The sequence below is a fragment of the Sebaldella sp. S0638 genome, from assembly GCF_024158605.1.
In the GTDB taxonomy this organism is placed as follows: domain Bacteria; phylum Fusobacteriota; class Fusobacteriia; order Fusobacteriales; family Leptotrichiaceae; genus Sebaldella.
Genome location: NZ_JAMZGM010000007.1, coordinates 55,348 through 75,594 on the forward strand (window position 1 = coordinate 55,348; position 20,247 = coordinate 75,594).

The 20,247-nt window shown below is 31.9% G+C and carries 22 protein-coding genes; 6 read left to right on the forward strand and 16 right to left on the reverse strand.

Going from position 1 to position 20,247, the window contains the following annotated elements; all coding sequences use genetic code 11:
• Positions 1-26 precede the first annotated feature (26 nt).
• Positions 27-701 (reverse strand): deoxyribose-phosphate aldolase, encoded by a 675-nt coding sequence (deoC, locus tag NK213_RS03750; protein WP_253346829.1) that lies wholly within the window; start codon positions 699-701, stop codon positions 27-29.
• Between the two features lie 15 nt (positions 702-716).
• Positions 717-1,862: a mannitol-1-phosphate 5-dehydrogenase gene (locus NK213_RS03755; RefSeq protein WP_253346830.1), complete on the reverse strand. Its 1,146-nt coding sequence runs from the start codon at positions 1,860-1,862 to the stop codon at positions 717-719.
• Positions 1,863-2,046: 184 nt separating this feature from the next.
• Here NK213_RS03755 and NK213_RS03760 point away from each other — a divergent pair, with 184 nt between their 5' ends.
• Complete coding sequence (locus NK213_RS03760) at positions 2,047-2,784, forward strand: GntR family transcriptional regulator (RefSeq protein WP_253346833.1); 738 nt, start codon at positions 2,047-2,049, stop codon at positions 2,782-2,784.
• A gap of 152 nt (positions 2,785-2,936) precedes the next feature.
• Positions 2,937-3,470, forward strand: a complete 534-nt coding sequence (locus NK213_RS03765) for a flavin reductase (RefSeq protein ID WP_253346835.1) — start codon at positions 2,937-2,939, stop codon at positions 3,468-3,470.
• 56 nt (positions 3,471-3,526) lie between these two features.
• On the opposite strand, the gene NK213_RS03770 is transcribed toward NK213_RS03765, so the two are convergent.
• Positions 3,527-4,144: a TetR/AcrR family transcriptional regulator gene (locus tag NK213_RS03770; RefSeq protein WP_253346837.1), complete on the reverse strand. Its 618-nt coding sequence runs from the start codon at positions 4,142-4,144 to the stop codon at positions 3,527-3,529.
• A gap of 560 nt (positions 4,145-4,704) precedes the next feature.
• Here NK213_RS03770 and NK213_RS03775 point away from each other — a divergent pair.
• Together NK213_RS03775 and NK213_RS03780 are read left to right on the forward strand one after the other, a co-directional pair.
• Complete coding sequence (locus NK213_RS03775) at positions 4,705-5,496, forward strand: hypothetical protein (protein ID WP_253346840.1); 792 nt, start codon at positions 4,705-4,707, stop codon at positions 5,494-5,496.
• 496 nt (positions 5,497-5,992) lie between these two features.
• Complete coding sequence (locus NK213_RS03780) at positions 5,993-7,144, forward strand: DUF2828 family protein (RefSeq protein ID WP_253346841.1); 1,152 nt, start codon at positions 5,993-5,995, stop codon at positions 7,142-7,144.
• A gap of 499 nt (positions 7,145-7,643) precedes the next feature.
• Here the strand turns inward: NK213_RS03780 and NK213_RS03785 are convergent, their stop codons facing one another.
• The 6 genes from NK213_RS03785 to NK213_RS03810 form a co-directional block, all read right to left on the reverse strand.
• Positions 7,644-8,459, reverse strand: a complete 816-nt coding sequence (locus NK213_RS03785; protein WP_253346843.1) for a Cof-type HAD-IIB family hydrolase — start codon at positions 8,457-8,459, stop codon at positions 7,644-7,646.
• A 253-nt stretch (positions 8,460-8,712) separates the two neighbouring features.
• Positions 8,713-8,991 carry a hypothetical protein gene (locus tag NK213_RS03790; RefSeq protein WP_253346844.1) on the reverse strand — a complete coding sequence of 93 codons (279 nt, stop codon included), beginning with the start codon at positions 8,989-8,991 and terminating at the stop codon, positions 8,713-8,715.
• A gap of 85 nt (positions 8,992-9,076) precedes the next feature.
• Positions 9,077-9,910: a PTS system mannose/fructose/sorbose family transporter subunit IID gene (locus tag NK213_RS03795; RefSeq protein ID WP_253346846.1), complete on the reverse strand. Its 834-nt coding sequence runs from the start codon at positions 9,908-9,910 to the stop codon at positions 9,077-9,079.
• A complete protein-coding gene (locus NK213_RS03800; protein WP_253346848.1) occupies positions 9,910-10,746 on the reverse strand; it encodes a PTS sugar transporter subunit IIC in 837 nt (278 codons plus the stop codon). The genes NK213_RS03795 and NK213_RS03800 overlap by 1 nt, the downstream gene beginning before the upstream one ends.
• A gap of 155 nt (positions 10,747-10,901) precedes the next feature.
• Positions 10,902-11,396 carry a PTS sugar transporter subunit IIB gene (locus NK213_RS03805; RefSeq protein WP_253346849.1) on the reverse strand — a complete coding sequence of 165 codons (495 nt, stop codon included), beginning with the start codon at positions 11,394-11,396 and terminating at the stop codon, positions 10,902-10,904.
• An 18-nt stretch (positions 11,397-11,414) separates the two neighbouring features.
• The gene (locus NK213_RS03810) at positions 11,415-11,840 is read right to left on the reverse strand and encodes a PTS fructose transporter subunit IIA (protein WP_253346850.1); all 426 of its coding nucleotides are present in this window, start codon (positions 11,838-11,840) and stop codon (positions 11,415-11,417) included.
• A 580-nt stretch (positions 11,841-12,420) separates the two neighbouring features.
• On the opposite strand from NK213_RS03810, the gene NK213_RS03815 reads away from it, so the two are divergent.
• Positions 12,421-13,248: a CPBP family intramembrane glutamic endopeptidase gene (locus NK213_RS03815; protein ID WP_253346851.1), complete on the forward strand. Its 828-nt coding sequence runs from the start codon at positions 12,421-12,423 to the stop codon at positions 13,246-13,248.
• A gap of 371 nt (positions 13,249-13,619) precedes the next feature.
• Here NK213_RS03815 and rpiB read toward each other — a convergent pair whose 3' ends face one another.
• Positions 13,620-14,063: a ribose 5-phosphate isomerase B gene (gene rpiB, locus NK213_RS03820; protein ID WP_253346852.1), complete on the reverse strand. Its 444-nt coding sequence runs from the start codon at positions 14,061-14,063 to the stop codon at positions 13,620-13,622.
• A 517-nt stretch (positions 14,064-14,580) separates the two neighbouring features.
• Here rpiB and NK213_RS03825 point away from each other — a divergent pair.
• Positions 14,581-15,591 carry a LacI family DNA-binding transcriptional regulator gene (locus NK213_RS03825; protein ID WP_253346856.1) on the forward strand — a complete coding sequence of 337 codons (1,011 nt, stop codon included), beginning with the start codon at positions 14,581-14,583 and terminating at the stop codon, positions 15,589-15,591.
• A gap of 404 nt (positions 15,592-15,995) precedes the next feature.
• Here NK213_RS03825 and NK213_RS03830 read toward each other — a convergent pair whose 3' ends face one another.
• The 6 genes from NK213_RS03830 to NK213_RS03855 form a co-directional block, all read right to left on the reverse strand.
• Entirely contained in the window at positions 15,996-16,208 is a 213-nt protein-coding gene (locus NK213_RS03830; RefSeq protein ID WP_253346858.1) for a hypothetical protein, read from the reverse strand.
• 345 nt (positions 16,209-16,553) lie between these two features.
• The gene (locus tag NK213_RS03835) at positions 16,554-17,474 is read right to left on the reverse strand and encodes a hypothetical protein (protein WP_253346860.1); all 921 of its coding nucleotides are present in this window, start codon (positions 17,472-17,474) and stop codon (positions 16,554-16,556) included.
• Between the two features lie 217 nt (positions 17,475-17,691).
• The gene (locus NK213_RS03840) at positions 17,692-18,009 is read right to left on the reverse strand and encodes a phage repressor protein (protein WP_253346862.1); all 318 of its coding nucleotides are present in this window, start codon (positions 18,007-18,009) and stop codon (positions 17,692-17,694) included.
• Between the two features lie 137 nt (positions 18,010-18,146).
• Positions 18,147-18,440, reverse strand: coding sequence for a hypothetical protein (locus tag NK213_RS03845; protein WP_253346864.1), 294 nt, complete (start codon positions 18,438-18,440; stop codon positions 18,147-18,149).
• A 116-nt stretch (positions 18,441-18,556) separates the two neighbouring features.
• Positions 18,557-19,102, reverse strand: coding sequence for a hypothetical protein (locus NK213_RS03850; protein WP_253346873.1), 546 nt, complete (start codon positions 19,100-19,102; stop codon positions 18,557-18,559).
• A gap of 12 nt (positions 19,103-19,114) precedes the next feature.
• A complete protein-coding gene (locus tag NK213_RS03855; protein ID WP_253346875.1) occupies positions 19,115-20,137 on the reverse strand; it encodes an SDR family oxidoreductase in 1,023 nt (340 codons plus the stop codon).
• Positions 20,138-20,247: the final 110 nt, after the last annotated feature.

The window sequence follows — 20,247 nt, forward strand, 5'->3', positions numbered from 1 at the left end:
TAATTAAATATTTTACACAGGCTGGTTTATTTATTTCTTTTGTCAAATTCATTCATAATTTCTATTCCTGCACTTGTTCCTATTCTTTCTGCTCCTGCTTCCATCATTGCAAGGAATGTGTCAAGGTCTCTTATTCCTCCTGCTGCTTTTACTTTTACTTCATCTTTTACTATTGACTTCATTAGTTTTACATCTTCTAATGTTGCTCCTCCTGTACCGAATCCTGTTGATGTTTTTATAAAATCAGGTTTTACTTTTACAGCGATTTCACTTACTTTTACTTTTTCTTCGTCTGTAAGATAGCAGTTTTCAAATATTACCTTTGATAAAACATTCTTTTCTTTACACGCTTTTACTATTTCGGCCATTTCTCTTTCTATGTAATCATAGTCTTTTTCTTTAAGTCTTCCTATGTTTATTACATAATCAATCTCGTCTGCTCCTTCTTCTATAGCCTGTTTAGTTTCATGTACTTTGTTTTCTATAGTTGTCTGCCCAAGAGGAAAACCTATTGCTGCTCCAACATGCACTCCTGTCCCTTTCAGAAGCTCGCTGCATAATTTTACAGGATATGAATTTATTGCTACCATCTTAAATCCGTAATCTGCCGCTTCCTTACAAAGTTTTTCAAAATCTTCTGTTACTGCATACGCTCTTAACTGTGTATGATCTACCATTTGTGCCAAATCTTTTTTTTCCATTGTTATCCTCCGTTTTTATAATTTTTCATAATTTGTTTTTATTATTGTCATAAGTTCATCAGGTATTGAATTCCCTGTCACTTCTTTTAATGTTTCTTCTACACCCTTTGTTCTCAGCATTTCCTGTAATTCCACCGATTCTTTATCAGAATCAATATTATATTTCAAAGCATACGAAATACCTGTTAGTAAATTACTGTTTGGAAGTCCGTATTCGATTGTTCCCAGCAATGGTCTTATTAATCTTTCTCTTATACTGAGCTTTCTTAACGGTTCTCTTCCCACTCTTACTGTACTGTCTCCAAGATATTTATTTTCAAATCTTTTTAGTATCTTCTGTATATATTTTTCATGTTCATCTTTATCAAAACCATATCTTTTTATTAGTACGGCTCCGCTTTCCTCCATTGCACCGATAACTATCTTTCTTATTTTTTCATCCTGAACAGCCTGGTCAATAGTCTCATATCCCATGTATACTCCCATATGTGCAGTTATTATATGACCTGTATTTACAGTAAAAAGCTTTCTTTCGATATATGGTGTAAGGTCTTTCTTTTTTATCATTCCTTTTAAATCCAGATCACCTTTTATAAGAGTTTCGTCTGCTATCCATTCGTTGAAATCTTCTACTATTGTGTAAGTTACCACTTCTCCCTCTACTTTTCTCGGCGGGATTAATCTGTCTACTGCTGAATTTACAAATCCTGCATATGTTTCCATATAATTTTTTTCATCATCATTCAGATACTGTTCTACTTTTGATTTCAGAAAAGTAGAAGCTTCCAGCTTATTTTCACAGGCTATTATGTTTATATATCTGGTAATGCCGCTGCTTTTTCTGGTCTTTATTATTTCTGCCACTGTAGGTGCTATTATTTCCAGTATGTTAGCCCCCACTGCTGTTGTAATTAGATCTGTTTCAGGTACTTTTTTCTTTATACCTTCCAGATCACCTGATAATATTCCGCATACATTTTTTACTACTTCTGTTTTATTATTTGTACCTACTGTTTCCACTGTATACTCATTATCTTTATTCAGCTGGGATATAATATCTTCATTTACATCAATAAATGTGACATTATATGAATTTTCAGAAAGTATTTTCCCTATAAAGCCTCTTCCTATGCTGCCGGCGCCAAAATGAAAAACTTCCATAACTGCCTCCTTTTCAAAATCTAATATGTTACATTATGTTTTGTTATGTCATGTTATGTCATCTAATGTAATAATATGTTACCACATTTTTTTATTTTGTCAATAGAAAAAATTATTTATTTGAAAAATTTTTCAAAATAATATAAAATTGTTATAATATGAAAAACGAGGTGTTACTTTACAAATGAAAAAACAAATAGATAAAAATATAGGTATCCCGTTGTATGAGCAGATTCTGGAAATAATATACAATGATATACAAAACGGAATTTTTGCATACGGCGAGATAATCCCAAAAGAATTAGATCTCTGCAAGATGTATAATGTCAGCAGACCTACGATCAGGAAAGCAATGGATATCCTTGTCCAAAACGGGAATCTGATAAGAATAAAAGGCAAGGGAACATATGTTTCGTCAGATAAAAAAATAAAACAGGAATTCACCCATATCATTCAGAATTTTAACGCTGAAATGTCTCAAAAAGGTGTAAGTCCCGGTACCAAAGTTCTGAAAAAACTTATTGTTACCCCAGATAAACTGACTAGAGAGAAACTGGAACTGAAAAGTGATGAAAATGTAATAGAACTCGTGAGATTAAGATATGCAGACAATGAGCCTCTTCTTATTGTTACTACGTATATCCCTTATGACAGAGCTCCTTTTTTGTTTGAGAGAGATTTTGAAAAAGTTTCTCTTTATGACTCTTTTGAAGAAAAAAATATCATCATTAATAAAGCAATAAGAACATTTGAAGTACAGAAAGCCACAAAAGAGCTTTCAGATTTACTTACTATTTCCAAAAATGATCCTGTTTTTTACTTTGAAACTATTGCTTATTCAGATAAAAATGTTCCTATGGAATTCTCAAAATGTTTTTACCGTGGTGATAAAAATAAATTCGTAGTGGAAATAAAAAAATAACCAAATATAAAAAATAGAATTGTAAACAGCCTGTTCTCACTGGAGTCAGGCTGTATTTTTCATTGTTTTTTGATGACAAAGAAACAAATTCATGATAACATACTTATGTTTCCTAGGAATCAAAATTATTTTTTGAAAGGAGAATTTATAATATGAATTTTGATCAGTTATTTAAAGAAATTTCTGCTGAAGATATACAAGATAATGTATTTACACTTGTGGAAAAAGATTTTTCTGTTATTACCGCAGGCAGGGAAGATCACTATAATTCCATGATAGGCAGCGGCGGCGGCATGGGGGTTCTTTTCAAAAAACCCGTTACATGGTGTGTGTTTCGCGCAGACCGTTACACTCTTGAACTTCTTCAAAAAGAACAAACTTATACACTGACTTACTTTCCCGATGAGTTTAAGGAACAGGCACTCTTTTTAGGAAGCAAGTCCGGAAGAGACAGCATGAAGATGAAAGAAACTAAACTCACAGCTGTACAGACTCCCTCTGGTAACATTACTTTCAAAGAAGGCAGATTAATCATAGAATGTAAATTAACACAAATTACCACTCCCGCTCTCGAAGATTTCTGCACACAAGAGGCCAGAGATTATATAAATGAAGCTTATAAAAGTGTAAACGACCACCGAAAGTATGTATTTGGAGAAATCACCCGTGTTTGGGTGAAAAAATGAGAATAAATAAAAAACATGCTGATATTCATAAGATATCAGCATGTTTTTCCATTTACCTAATTAGTGTGCTTTTTGTATGACTTTCCTTTTTCTCTGTATTTCAGTCCTGACCAGATTATTTCGGTGAATTTATCGATCCCCTCATCATCCAGTACTATATTTTCAAACATTATACTTTCTTTCAACACTTCATACAGCACACCAAGTGTGTATGTAGAAACATCCTCCACTTCCATCGGCTTAATAAGTTTTCGTTTCACTAGGATACCCAATAAATGATAGATTGGTTTATTTCTCTTATAACGTCCTTTTTTTATGTCATCAGAGAGATAAAAAGAACTCTTTGATGTAATAACAAAATGAAGCATTTTTGGATTTTTCTGGTAAAACTCAACTTCTTTTCTTACTATATCCCACACATATTTGAGACAGATGCCTGCATCTGTGTCCATATCTACTTCCATCAGCTTCAGCTGATCAAGATATTCTGCAAGACTCAGCATGCAGTATTCATATAATGTATCTATCAACTCTGCTTTACCTTCAAAATAAAAATAAATATTTCCGGGGCTGGCATTTATTTTCTGAGAAAGCTTCCCCATGGAGGCTTTCTCCAGTCCTACTTCATATATCAAATCAAGCATTCCTAATAAAATTTTCTCTTTTGTATCCATTTCTCACCTCACTGAATAATTTATATATCTTCTTAATTTTTTGTTCAATTTCCCTTCCCTGTCCTGATACCCTCCAGCAGAACTTACCGTCAAATACTGATAGATAAATCTGTTCACATAATCTAAAAACATTGTCGTTAAAATACCAGAATGAGCATTCACTTTTTATTTTAAAAATAATTTCCTTTTTGACTCATTAAGATTATACCCATTAAATTTCAACGTGTCAATAAAGCTTCTTCATCAATCAATTATACTTTTAATTATTTTTGAAAAGCGATTTTAAAACGAGCATGCTTATAACACCAATTTCATAGCTTTATCTGCAGTATTTCTATAAATAATAAATTTCAATATTTCCAAAAAGGTTAATTAGACATTATTGAACAAAAAACTTTACTCCTTAATCAATTAATGCTATTATAAAGTGTAATATTTATGAGGACACAACTAATTCAAAATTTATTCTTTACTAAAATAGATTTTTATAAAATTAGTAAATTTAGTAAATATTAAAGACAATATCATGTATTTAAATTCAGGGCAAAGGAGTGTTTTATATGAAAAAATTTTTTAGACAATTAATTTTTTTAGCACTTATAATGACTTTATCTGCACAATTTGCTGTTGCCGATGATGTAGATGAAATTTCCAAAAAACTGGCAAACCCAGTATCAGATCTTCATAATTTACCGCTAAGATATGATTATGATAAAGATGTGGGACCTTATTACGGCAGCAGAAATACCCTTAGAATCCAGCCAGTTATGTCATTTAAACTAAATGACGAATGGTCACTTATTTCCAGAACGGTTATACCTCTTATTACTCAGCATGATGTCATTCCTGACAGCACACAGACAGGTGTCGGAGATATTCAGGAAAGCCTGTTTTTTTCTACTACTACAAAATCTCATGTTATATTCGGATTTGGTCCTATAGTATCAATTCCTACTTACGATGATGATTTCAGCAGTAAGAGATTCGGTGCAGGACCTACAGCTTTAGTTCTTATTGATCCGGGAAAATGGACAATAGGAGGACTGGCAAACCATGTATGGTCATTTGCAGGGCCGGGTACAGAAGGAGATAAAGGATATTTTTCCAAAACAATGGTACAACCTTTCATCACTTATCAGCTGCCAAAAGGATGGTCAGTTGGTTTTAACAGTGAAACTACATATGACTGGAAAGAAAACGAATGGTTAGTTCCGCTTACTGTCCAAGTCAGCAAGGTTGTTAAAATCGGAGAAATGCCTGTTAGCTTTGCACTTGCTCCAAACTATTATATAGAACGTCCTGATAGCGGACCTCGTTGGGGTGCAAGAGCTGTAGTAACATTAGTATTTTAAATTATAAATTTATAAGCAAAAATGAGCCTGTGATTACAATATAAGGCTCATTTTTCTATTTAATATAGTTATTATTGAAAATATATTTTTATAACTTAATATATAAAATATATAATTTAATTAAAAGTGATAAAAGATCATTAAAAATGTATATTTCACAGTATATTTTTTGTTTTTCAATATAAAAAAATTTTCTTTCGATTAATTATATTCATTTTGGTTATTGACTTTTTTAATATTAATGCTAAAATAACTATGAAGAAAAGAGGTGTGTTATGAATACATTTATAAACTTAATGGGAAATTTTAAAAAAACTGAAAAAAATGCCCAGCGTATAAGAGTTCATTAGATCCGCTTACTGATTTATTTTTTTTAGTCCTTTATTACAGACAAGACCAGTCTAAACTAAACGATCTGTTAAAGAAAATAATAGAAAAACACGGTGAAAAAACAGCACTCAAAGCTATTTTTGCTTTAAGAGATCCTAGAGGCGGGATGGGTGAAAGAGCTGTTCCTAAAAAATTACTGTATCATCTGGCTGATACTTCTCCGGATCTTATAGTAAAAAATCTGGATAAAGTTGTCGAATACGGCAGAGTAGATGATCTTCTAGTTTTACTTGACACTAAAATTGCCGAACAAACAGCTTTTTTCATAAAAAATAATATTGAAAAAAATCAATTATTCTCTAAATGGCTTCCAAGAGATAACAAATCTTTAAAAAATTATGCATATATTCTTATGAATTACTGGAAAATGAAACCAAAAGAATACAGAAAATTCATAACACAAAATAATAAAGTAGTGGAAAGTCAGATGACTGCTAATAAATGGCATGAGATTGAATATGAAAAAGTACCTTCAAGAGCTGCAATTATATACAGGAATGCATTTTCAAGACATGATAATTCAAGATATACTATCTATCTGGAAGATGTTTCCAATAATAAAGCTAAAATAAATACATCTGTATCAACACCAAGTGACATTATTTTGAAAATATTTAAGAATTCTTATGATACTACTCTTGAATTAGCATGGAAAAATCTAAAAGATTTTGCACCTGATATCAGTTATCTTCCTGTTATAGATGTAAGTGGTTCTATGTATAATTTAAGCGATAGTATTTATCACGCTTTAGCATTAGGTACTTATTTTGCACAGAGAAATAAATCAGATTTCAAGGATATTTTTCTGACATTCTCTGAAAATCCGGAATTTGTAAAATTACAAGGAGATAATCTTTTAGAGGTATTGAATAATCTAAAAAGAGCTGCATGGGGTTATACTACAAATATAAATAAAGTTTTTGAATTAATTTTGAATACTGTCAAAGCTGGTGCAAATACAGAAGATCTTCCCAAAAATATTCTTATTCTTTCGGATATGGAATTTGATGCCGGAGTAAATACAGTTACTAATTTTGATACATGGGAAAGGGAATTTTTAAAGCATAATATTAAACTCCCTCAGATAGTATTCTGGAATCTAAATACTAGAAATATGACTTTCCCGGTAACTATGCATAATAATGGAACTATTCTTTTATCAGGATATAATCCGCAAATGCTGGGAATGCTTAATAATGTATCTGACCCTGTACAATATGTACTCTCATTTATAGAGAAATTTTCCATAAATGAATAAACTTATTTTTTGAACATAATAATCAAAAAAATAAAACAAACATTAAATTTTCTTGATATAATTAAATATATATAGTATAATTAACATTGTAGACAGCTAACAGCAACTAATTGATATTCCAGACCGGAAGTGCAGGTGCGAGTCCTGCCGTCGAAAGACGTGGTTTAAATAATAGTGCGCCGGTATTCAAGATGCTGTCTGTAAAATAGATAACTAACAGCATATATTTCTAAAGGATTAAAGGGTCGCAGGTTCAAGTCCTGCCAGTTGGAAACAACTGTAGCTCAGAGAAAGAGTATTTAATATGAAAAACTGTTATCTGAAAAATAGACGACTTACAGCAAACCAAATTTGAATATTCCAAATTCTTAAGGTCGTCTGGATTATATTTATTAATAAAGAACCGGGAATAAAAAATTCCGGCTTTTTTATTTATAAATTATTATATCCCAAAATAAAAAAACTGCCCTGTGATTTCGAAGCAGTTCTATATATATTTCTAAAATTTTATAAAATGCTCCACAGCCTCAGTCAGACCATCTGCATTATTATCATTTTCCGTTACGTAATCCGCCGACTCCTTAACATGATCGTAAGCATTGCTCATAGCTGCGCTATAACCTGATTCTTTCAGCATTTCTATATCATTCTCACCGTCACCTATAGAAAGAACTTCTGTCAGCGGTATTCCCGAATAATCAGAAAACCACTTCAAAGCAACAGATTTATCAGAGCCTTTCGGCACTACCTCAAGAAGAAAGTCAAGTGAGAACATAAGATTTATATCGTCACTTACATTGCTTTCCTTTAATTTAGCAACTGCAATATCAAGATTCTCTCTTTTCCCTACAAGTAATATTTTCATAAAATCTATATCTTTATAGTCATTTATATCCTTTATAAATACCTTTGTCTGATGATTGCTCGAAACCTCCACTTCCAGTTCCTTATTATCCTGTGTTATAAATATGAAATTTTTTTCATGAATACAAAAACTGATATCTATTTTATTGTCCATAACGATATCATAGACTCCTTTTATAATACTAAAATCCAGCTTTTTTACATAAAGATTTTTCCCCTCTTTTATATCATGAACTACCCCGCCGTTATACGCTATAAAGTACCTTACCTTATCATCAAGACCTGCTTTTTTTATAAGACCCAGCATCCCGAAAGTCGGTCTTCCAGATGCAAATAAAAATTCTCTTCCGCTTTCCAGCACCTTTTTTACTGTCTCACTGTTTTTTTCCGAAATAGCTTCATTTGGCCCGAGACTTGTTCCATCCATGTCAGCTGCCACCATCTTTATCATTTTCTTCTCCTTTTTGGTCATAAATTTTGTTTTTATACAGCAATTTAATAAATTATATATTATTCTCAAAAAAATCTTTTCTTTGTATATATCTCTCGCTGCTATTTCTAAATTTATAAAACTGCCGTAATTCATAATTTACCCCATATAAATTACAGGACAAAACCGGAATTCACTCTAAAATTCCAGCCAACGACAGAATATTCAATTAACAGTTACATGCAAAATATTAACTGATTTCACTGTCATCACATTAAACATTCTCTTTTTCTGCAAGCTTCAGCATCCGCCTTACATTAGCTCTCCCTTTTTTTATTCCGAGATTAATCACAGCAGCCAGTAAAATACAAATAACTGTAAACACTACACCTGTTACCCCCACAACAAAACGAGTGCCTTCCCCCTGCATTCCCCAGTAAGCAATTACAAGAAAAATACTTGAAACAGAAAGAAACATTCTCAGCCATTTCTCCAGTTTCTTTATTTCTTTTGCCTGTAACGAAGCTTCTATGGATAATTCTTTGGAATTCATAAGCTGATCCTCCCTAATATATTAAATTTGGTTACACAGTATAAAATTTCTATCTGTGTAACCAACAATATTTATATTTATAATTTTAATAAGTAAGTCCCGGATTAAAAATTCCCAGAAGAACCCCGACGAATGCTATAACCACAAGTATAAGCATTACTGTAGTAGGTGACAGTTTTTTCTTTTTCATCAGCCACCAGCAAAATATTACAGTAACAGCAGACAGTAATTTTGGAAATATACCGTCAAATGTCTTTTGCAGGTCTATTATTGTTCCTCCCGCTGAATTGGTAAGCTTAAAAGAAGTTGTTATATTTATCCACGTAGCTGCAACAGCTCCTATTACTATAGTCCCTACCATTATTACAGATTCCCTTATTGCAGTTGCCTTTTCTCCTACTATTACTTCCACTGCCTTACCGCCAAGCTCATAACCTTTGAAATACAGGAGTTTCATACCAGATATAGCCAGCACATTCCATACTATAATATAGAAAATTGCTCCCAAAGGTGATCCGCCTCCTGAAAGTCCAAGACCTATACCAAGAAGTATAGGTATCAAAGTACCTACTATAAGTGAATCTCCGATCCCTGCCAAAGGTCCCATAAGACCCGCACGTATACCGTTTATCATTTCACTGTCTATCTGTTCACCATTTGCTCTTGCCTCTTCCAGTCCTGCAGTAATTCCCACCACTACAGTTCCTATCTGCGGTTCTGTATTAAAAAACGCAGTGTAAGTTTCCATTGCTTTTTGTTTATCATCTTTGTCTTCATATAATTCATCAACTATAGGCAGCATTGATACGAGATAACCAAATGTCTGCATATGTTCCTGTGAAAAGCACGTGAGGTTTCCGTAAAACCAGTTCCAGAAAGATTTATTCAGTGCTTTTTTAGATACTTCTTTTTTGGCCATTATATTTCCTCCTCTTCATCATCAGCTGCTGTTACTTCTGCTCTTTTCAGTCCCACCAGTTTTATATTATAATAAAGAATTGCGAAAAATCCTCCTACTATAGCTGCCCCGATAAGATTCACACCCATACTTGCAGCAAGTGTAAACCCAAAGAAAAATGTGATAAGATCTGTAGGTTTTGTGACTACCTGTTTCAATAAAATTGCTATCCCTACCGCCGGCAGCAGACTTCCCACTGTAAACAGCGTTTTCATCGCAATACCATCCATAGGGAGATAATTTTTAATAATCTGAACCATATATTCACCAGATATTGTTATTATGAATGTAGGTATAAAGCTGCATATTATATGTGAAATCCACGGATAACCCATATTTACGAAATAAAGATTTTTGAAATTTCCTTTTTCTATAGATTTCCACCCTATATGCTGCCAAAGAAGATTTATTGTTGCTGTACCATAAAATAATACTGTTCCCAAAGTCCCTACTGCTGCCCCCAGTGCTGCTGCAAGCTGCGTTGCCTCAGTAGTCCCCGGATCTATGCCAAGTCCCTTTATAGATACCATGGCAAGAGGTATACCTATGTAACTGATGGCACGTACATCTGCTGATACTGTACCGCCCGGCGTTACAAGCGCTATATAAATTACCTGTATTGCCGCTCCTACTATAATTCCGCTTTTAATGTCCCCTAAAATAATACCAACTACCAGTCCTGCTACTAAAGGACGCCCCAGTGTGTAATTTCCTATAGTTGTTCCTCCCAGTCCGGGCATACTTGACAAGCAGGCGAATATTCCCAATAAAACTGCCTGAATCAGATTAATATGCATAGTTAATCACATTTCCTTTCTATTTATACATTATTTGAATTTTATACCTTTTTCCGCTCATAATTAATCAAACGGCACTAAAGAAAAATAAATTTTTGCGTGATAAAATTAATTGTAAAAATATTAAGTTGTGAAATTACTTTTTAAAAACATAATTATTTAAATCCGAATTTATCTCTGAATTTCTTCCAGTTTCCTATTGCCTCATCTTTTAGCAGTGCAAACTCTACATTATACCCGGCCTGCATGATTCTTTCTATTGCTTCTGCTTCCGGCTGTGTAATAGACTGGTTATTCCCCAGTTTCACAGCTCCCGGCCTGTCATTACAAGGCCCTATATTTACTTCTCTTACTCCCGGATCAAATTTATCATCCACAAGTATTTTAGCCATTAATATCGGTTCTTTGGTTATCAGAAAATAACGGTCTTTACTATCCAGTACTTTCTGACATTTTTCTTTCCATTCATCATAAGTCCATACAAAAGTTTTTTTCCCGCTGGCATTTTTATATGCTGCCTTTAATGTGGGATTAGTCGCTGCAAGATCATTTACAGCAACAATTCCGTCGCATGGATATTCCAGTGCCCAACGTGTACATGTCTGCCCGTGTATCATTCTGTCATCTATTCTTACAAATGAAACTGCCATAGTAATCTCCTTCTATTTTTAGATTTCTTCCTCTTCATCAGAAAAGTCAAATTTGAATTCTGCCACTGACTCCAGTGCCTCACCTAATATTGCTTTTTTCAAAGCCTCTGTATCATTTCCATCTTCTAATACTGCTGTAAGTCCCATTGATAAATTCATCCCTCCGAATGCTACTGTATTTTTTATCAGTCCTTTTTCAGTGAGAACATTAAGTGCCGTGGTCATTGGCGAGCCGCCTATTATATCAGCAAGCAGCACTATTTTATCATTTTCTGTGATATCTTTAACCAAAGTTATAAAATTATTCTCAAAAATATCTATACCCATTCCGTCTAATAAACTGGTACTTTTCAATTCTTCTTTTTTGGCTCCCGCGAGCATGTTCAACGCATTATGAAGTCCGGGAGCAAATGTCCCATGACTCACTAATATCACATGTTTCACACTGTCACCTCCTTCTTGGAATATTCCAAAACAACCTTCATTTTATTATACAACATAATTTTTAAAAAGCAATAATTAAACTTAATTATTAAATAGTTTTTTTCATTATTTATTTTTGTTATTTCATTATTTTATAAAATAAATATAAATATTTTAAATTAATTTATTTTTTTCTATACCTGAACTTTCTGAAAAAAATTATTTCTGAAAATTGCTTAACTAATTTAACCACTATGCAATTTTATTTCTGAAAATTATACTATATAATTTTACTCCTTCATGATTTTTTTTGATAAGCCTGTTCAGTAAAAATCACTATTAACTATTTGTTATATATATAAGTATCTTTAATAAATATTTTTATTATAAAATTATAATAAAAAAAATTTAAATTACATCTGTATTATATTTTGTTAATTTTATAAAATTCATCAATAGTTTATAAAGAATGATACTCACGTTTATAAAAATTTTATTTTTTTATACTTTATACTCCAAATATGATAAAATATAAAAAATCATGAAAAACAGTTATATCAAAATATAACTGAATCAAGAATTAGATCTAAGGAGAGCAATTATGAAAATAACAAAAGCAATATTACTTATCATCTTATATGGAATTATTTACTACTTTTATCAATTTGTTATAGGAGCAATTACAGGTGCTGCGGCTGCCATAATCGGAAGAATTGCTTACGGAGCAGACTTTTATACAATTTATAAAAATGGCGGGATGGGCGCTGTATTATGTATTACAGTTATACTATCTGCAATATTTTCATATATGACTTACTGGTCTGTATTCCTTATGAGGAACCTTAAAATAACCAAAGTATGTAATTTTAAAAAACTAAAACTTTCATATATCCCGCCGGCTCTTATACTCGGAGTTTCAATTTGTTTTCTGAATTCTTCCCTGATAGCATGGCTGGGTAAAATTGAATTTTTCAAACATTATATCCAGATGTACCAGTATCAAAATTCATGGTTACGTGAAACAAATACTATCCTTCTGGTTCTGGCAATTGCAGTTACAGCTCCCTTAATCGAAGAAATTATATTCAGAGGTATGATTTTTAATGAACTAAAACCAATCATACCGGCATTTCTGATTATAATTATTCAGGGATTATTATTTGGAATATATCACTTTAATATTGTACAGTTTATTTACGGCTCATTTTTAGGTATTATGTTCGGATTGGTTTACTACTGGACACAGAATCTTTGGATACCTATAATACTTCATTTTTCCAATAATATAATGGCAATTATTGCAGTAAAACAGCAGGAAGCAGAAAGTGCTTCCGAAGCGAATATCTGGGTATTTCTTGTATCCCTTATTATAACGGCTCTGCTTTGCTTTTTCTTTTATAAAAGAAGAAGTAAAGATTATTATGAATAAATAAATTAAAAAAGACCTGTAAAAACTCAACAGGTCTTTTTTAATATTAACTACAGTTTTTCACTGCAAAATCCAAATTTTTCGATCCAGTTACAATACTTTTATAATTATTTTCTTTGCAAAATAATATATTTCCGTCTGAATCAGTCTAAAAATAAATCCTCTTTTTTAAAAACCAAACTAATTCCCCCGGATCATTTCAATGGTTTTTCTCATTTCCACGAATCAAAATAATGGTTTAACTTTTTGTTTTTTAGGTGGTTTCAAGTTTATATATTATAAAAATCTCACGGGTTTCCCGAATTTAATATCCGCAAAATTATTACAAACACTATTTCCGATAATATCTCTGCCTCTTTTTATTATGTATCTTATCTTTCGTTTTCTATTTCGCTGATCATATTTACACGGTTCGCATGACGCTCACCTTCAAATTCAGCATCAAGCCATTCTTTTACTATCATTTTAGCCAGTTCACTTCCTATTACTCTGGCACCAAATGCTAATATATTGGTATTATTATGCTCTCTTGATAACTTTGCCGAGTAAGGCTCACTGCATACTACTGCACGAATTCCTTTTACTTTATTAGCAGCAATGGAAATACCCACTCCTGTACCGCATATCAGAATTCCCAGATCAAAATTCCCTTTCACTACCTCTTCCGCGACCTTTTTTCCATAGATCGGATAATCTGTTCTTTCAGCTGTATATGGACCAAAGTCCTCTACTTCATGTCCTAATTCTTTCAGATAATCAATAATTATTGGTTTTAGTTCCAATCCAACATGATCGCTTCCTATTGCTAATTTCATTTTTTCCTCCATTCACTTTACTTAATATATTAAATTTATAACTGATGCAGCTGTGCAATACTCTCTTTAATATACATATGGATTTTTTGCAATTTCTGCTTTTTCTGCCCGATGTTTCTAACTATTGTATACCCGCTTCCAAATGGCATATATAATATCTGTATTCCTATCCGCAAACTCATATATCTTAGCGGCTTCATTATTGTGAGATGAACATCTGCAGGTATTTGTGAAATTTCCCTTATTAATTCCAGTCCTAATATATCAATGCAAATATTAGTTCTTGTTTCTCTAATACTGACATTTCTTTTTTGGGTAATCGTTTTCTCATTTTTTCAAAAAAATTCATTTCATTTATATTTTTACGTAATCGTTTTTCTTATTATAAAATCATATCATTATTAACTTTTTATGTCAATATTTTATTTTATCGCACTTTTTATTGAAAAATGCTGTAGTTTGTGGCATAATGAATTTAAGGGCACAGTAATCGCTTACTTAAGTTGGAGGAAAATATATGAAAAAGAAAAATCTGTCCATTAAAGAAATTGCACAATTAAGCAATGTCTCGGTAGCCACTGTTTCAAGGGTAATAAATGAAAGAGGCGGCTTTTCTGATGAAACCAGAAAAAAAGTCCTGAAAGTTATAAATGAAACCGGATACGAAGCTAATAACATTGCCAAAAGCCTTCGAATGAGTAAGTCTTATTCTATTGGAATAATTGTTCCTGATATTGGAAATTTCTTTTTTGCGGATATTGTTCAGAAAATAGAAGAACTGCTGTTTGAAAGAAATTATGCCACTATAATATGCAATACTGCCAGAAGCAGTTCCAAAGAAAAAGCATATCTGAAAATGCTGGAAAGTAAAATGATCGACGGATTAATCGTTATTTCCGGAGCAGAACAGTTTGAACTGGAGAATATAAATTCTGATTTTCCGCTGATCTGTATTGACAGAATGCCCAAGAACCCCGAGTCTACTATTTTTATTTCATCGAATCATTATCAGGGAGCTTTTGAGGCTACAGAACTGCTTTTATCCAAGGGATGCAAAAATCCCTGTGTGGCATTGCACAGAAAAACATCTTCTGCCTCAAGGGAACGGCAAAAAGGCTTTAAAGATGCACTTAAGAAAAACAATATAACATATAATGAAAAAAGCAACCTTTTATACCTTCCGGCAGAGAAAAGTGACAATAAAATATCTGTAATAAAAAAATTTCTGAAAAACAATCCTGATATTGACGGTATTTTTGCTGTCAATGACAATATCGCTCTTGTTTTACTTGATATCCTTCCGGAATTAGGGAAAAATATCCCTGAGGATATAAAGCTTATCGGATTTGATAATACAGCCGGCGCCCATTACTGCAAACCTAAGCTTTCATCAGTAAAGCAGAATACTTCCAAAATTGCCAAAAGAACTGTTGACAGTCTTCTGGACATTATCAACGGCAGAAGGGATCAAGTAAATAAATATCAGCTGGAGCCTGTTCAGCTTATTTTAAGAGAAAGTACGGATTAATAATATATACGTAAATGTACTCCGGTCAAAGAGTACATTTTTTAATAATAAATGATTATTGAATATTTATTGTATGAAAGTATTCAGATCTTGCCCTGAATAAGTGCTGCTGAAAACTTTCTGCGGCAAAACTAGTATTTTATGTTATTTGCCAATTTTTTAACATTACTTGCAATAACCTTTTATACCAGTAAAATAACTTTTTCCTGAATCTGTTCAATGTTTTTAATTCATGTTTCTCATGATCACTATAAATAAGCCGTATCTCTCCTTTCTCTTTTCTGTATTGATAATTTCCCAATAGTTCCAGTAATTTTTTCGTAATTCCCTTTTCCCATTCATAATAAAGCTTTCTTTAACATAAACATCACAAATAAAAATACAGTAATCGTTTTCTTTATATCCTAATCTGAATTATATTCAAAAAGCACGTTATAAATCTCGTTATCAAATAAATTACTGTAGACTATTTCCTGAAACTCATCATCTTCCAGCAGATCAGGAATATTATGCTCCACAATATAAATATCAGCTTCTTCATCATAGTAATAATCCCTGATATTTTCAGGAAATCTGACCATTAAATAACTTATCACATCTTTAACACATTTTTCCATAGTTCCCCCCAATTATATAAAATTTCTAAAAATCGTCCTTTTATCCGATTTCAATATTTTAAATTTAGTTTATGATATTTTTATATTTTTCATTTAAATAACCATCAACTAATTTATCTACATTTTAATTATAACTATATGAATAAAAATAGTCAATTAAATATTCCAACACTTTAATTTTTCTGTTTCAAATATTCAACTAGATATTTTTTTCAAAAATAAAAATGTGCAAAACAGCTAAATAAACTATTTTACACATTTCTTTATTATATTCTGTTAACTGCATAATATATAAATTCCAAAAACTGCCGTAAATATATAAATTATACAACTAAACTGTGCTTTCTAAAGAACTATTCTCAAAATTTCTATTGCAAGCGGAATTAATGCTAAAAAAACTGCTGTTATTGCTATACTCCGCGTTTTTTTGGATTCTTTTATTACTTCTGCCGAGACTGCTTCTGACTGTCCTATCTGGATATTAAGTCTCGCATTGGTATCAGCCAGCTCAAATGCCTGTTTTTCTAGATATTCATTTGAAGCTTTCAGTCCTTTCATCTGCTCTTCCAAAATTTTATTAGCAGCTGACAATTCTTCCAGACGCTTATTGACATTAGTTCCTTTGCTGTTTTGCTCCAGATACTTTTCCAGATCAGTAAGCTTATGTCCTGCTGGTTTTTCAAGTTCGTTAATCACATCTTCTATTGCCTGCAAAAGTTTTGCCGGCTTTTTCTCTTTTTCATCCTCAGCTCTGTTCATCTCATGAAGCCCTTCAATAACAGGCGGTTTCTCTTTCCGCAATGCAGTCTTATTGTCATCCAGTATCAAAGGCTTGGGTAATTCTCTGGATACACTGCTGAAAACCAGAGGATTTGAATTAAAGATATCTGATTTATTAAATACATTGTTGCTTTTTATTCCGGATGAACTCTGAAAATTCCTGTCCGGAACAGTATTAGATTTATTGAGTATACTGCTGATTCCTTTGATATTTAATAAATCTTTTTCCAGACCAAGATCCAGTTTACTGACTATGCTCCCGTTATTTCCGTGGCTCGCACTTAAAGAACTAAATATCTCATTGCTTTTTACACCTGCAAGACTCAGAAGTCCCTTGCTCAAATCAGTATTTGATTTGTTAAATACATGATCACCTACAATATTAGGAGTAGTAAATGTTTTTTCTAAATCATAATCCGGATACCCTATACTTCCATCCAGATATTCGCTAGGAAATTCAAATAGTTTTTCATCATTGTTATTCACAAAAACCTCCCTTAAAATTAATAGTTTTGTGTGTTTTAATTTCTATAAACCGATTAAATTATATCACAGAAAATGAATAAGTTAAATAAATAAAAAACAATAAAAAAAATTATTTTGACAGAAAGAAAACAAAATGAGAAGATTAAATAAAAGAATATACTTCAGAAAAAATTTATATGTAATAAAATACTGTAATAAAAAAAATAAAATCTGGAATCTACCAAATTTTAACTACTCTGCCAAAAATATTCTTTTTTTTAATCCATCCATTTACAAACTTATGATTATTTGAAATCTGATATTCAATATATCCGTTTTTATTTCTTATCCCTGATATTAAATGAGTATAATAATTCCCTTTTACTTTGCAAAATACAATCTCATTTATTTTCAGTTCCGTCTCATCAGTCACCGGTTCCAGTGTAACGGGCTGATTTGACTTTAATATTGGCAGCATAGAATTTCCCGCTTCTTTATACTTCTCTATCATCTGACCCTTCGTAAGTAAAGAAGCAACAAAACTTGCCTTCGACATATCTCATCCTCCTTTCCTTCAAGAATCATACCATTTTACGGAGAAAAAGTCAATTTTAGAAAATATGAAAAGACAGGGTCGGTAAAACCCTGTGATATTATTATTATTTATTTAATTATTCTATAAATTTATGATATTCAGAAAATCACTGCAGCCTCATAAATATTATATTCTTTATATATCATTATGATTTTCTGATTTTTATCATACCAGTATGGAAATTCACGATCTTCATCATAATTAGATTTCAAAAATTTTTCCACAATTAATTTTTCAGGAACAAATCTGCAGTAATATTTCAGATCATCAAATATACCGAAATTCCCTGAGCTGTAAGCTACTGAGTATGGACTGGCTCTCCTTCTAAAAATTTCATAATTTCCAAGGACAGCAAATATCATATATGGAAGATATTTAGTTAATAAATACATGTCTCTGTAAGATATTACAGATAATATTATACTATTAACAGCCTCAAAGTCTACAGTTTCTGATAATATCCAAAAATCTGGTTTTGATATCCATGAATAATTTTTTGAAGAAAAATCTATTTTTTTATTCCCAGATGTTTTAATAAATGTTCTGTTTTTTCTTTTTCAGATAAAGAAGTAAAATTATCTAACTTTTCAAATATATATTCTTTAACCTTTTGTGAGAATTCAACAAGAGTCATATTTTCAGATGTCATAATACATCTGCCGTCTGCATAGAGTAACAGTATTCCAGATTTACTTTTGTATCTTATTTTGAAATGATAAAATAACAATGAATAAAGGCTGGCACCCCATGCTGTATTAAACTGTTGTAAGTAAAGCCTGACACTTTCTATATCTAAATTTAAGTCTGGTTCTTTATAATAAAATTTTGAAATTTTTTCTTCATATAGTGATTTCATACTTATATTTTTACTGTATTTTCTCTTAAATCCGAATGATTCTTTCTCAGAATAAGCTTCTGATACTTTTTTTTCAGTCTTGGTTTTTATCTCTGAACCAATTACAGTATAATTTTTTGTATTTGAAACAGTTTTTGCTTTTAGCCTTTCCCATCCGCCTGCTGTAAACAATCTTTTCAGAAAATTAGTAATTCCCATATTATATCCCCTTTACCATTCAGATAATTTATAATCTTTCAAAAACACACCTGTTACTGGCTTTTCTGTATCTTTCCATTCAAATACCGGATGTGTTATCCTTGCTGCACTATCATAAAAATCCAGCGGCATTTTTCTTATTTCATTATTCCATTCCGCGGGAAACTGGTTTGATACCCAGCCCGGGTCTACGCTGTATAAAACAATATCCGATTTTCTATATTCCCTTGACAGAGTCTTTGTCATCATATTCAGGGCAGCTTTTGCCATATTAGTATGCGGATGTGCTGAAGATTTTCTTTTTATATTAAATTTCCCCTCTATTGACGAAACATTTATGACGAATTTATTTTTATGACTGCCTGCCTCCAAAAGATTTTTTAGTGCAGTGGTAAGCAGATAAGGTCCTACACTATTTATTATCTGTACTTCCAGCAGGTCTCTTATCGATATGTCCTGACTGTACTTTACCCAATTATTCTTATTATTTTCACCATAAAAATTTTCAATAGACGTATTTTGAAGCAGATTCTCTATTTTCCCCAAAGTATGATTCAGAGGAATCAGTTTATCCTTATCTTCTAAATACAACTTTCTTTCTATTTCTATCTGTTCTAAATAACCCTTCTCATCTTTTACCGTTAAAGCTGCATTATTTATCAAAATATCCAAATGTTCAAATTCTTTATACAACGATTCCAGAAAATAATGAATTTCATTAAAATCCAGCATATCCAGATGCTTTATATGCAGTCTTTCAGCCCACAGTTTATAATCTTCTTCCTTTTGATACTCTTGTAATGCACTGTATGGAAAACGACTGGTCACAATTACTTCTGCTCCGTTTCTCAGCAATCTTAAAGCTGTGTAATATCCGATTTTTATTCTTGCACCGGTTACTAATGCAATATAACCCGTCAGATCTTCTGATTTATTTCTGTTATAAAAATTCATATCCCCGCATTCAGGACACATATCCAGATAAACATTGTGAGAAAATTCTATTATATTCTGACAGCAATAACATTTTTTCATAAATCCACTCCATATTCTAAAAAAACGAGGAGCATGCTTTCGCATGCTGTCTCCTGCGTGATATTCAGGTGCTTTAAAATTAAGCTACTCTCGTTGTACAGCAGGCTTTT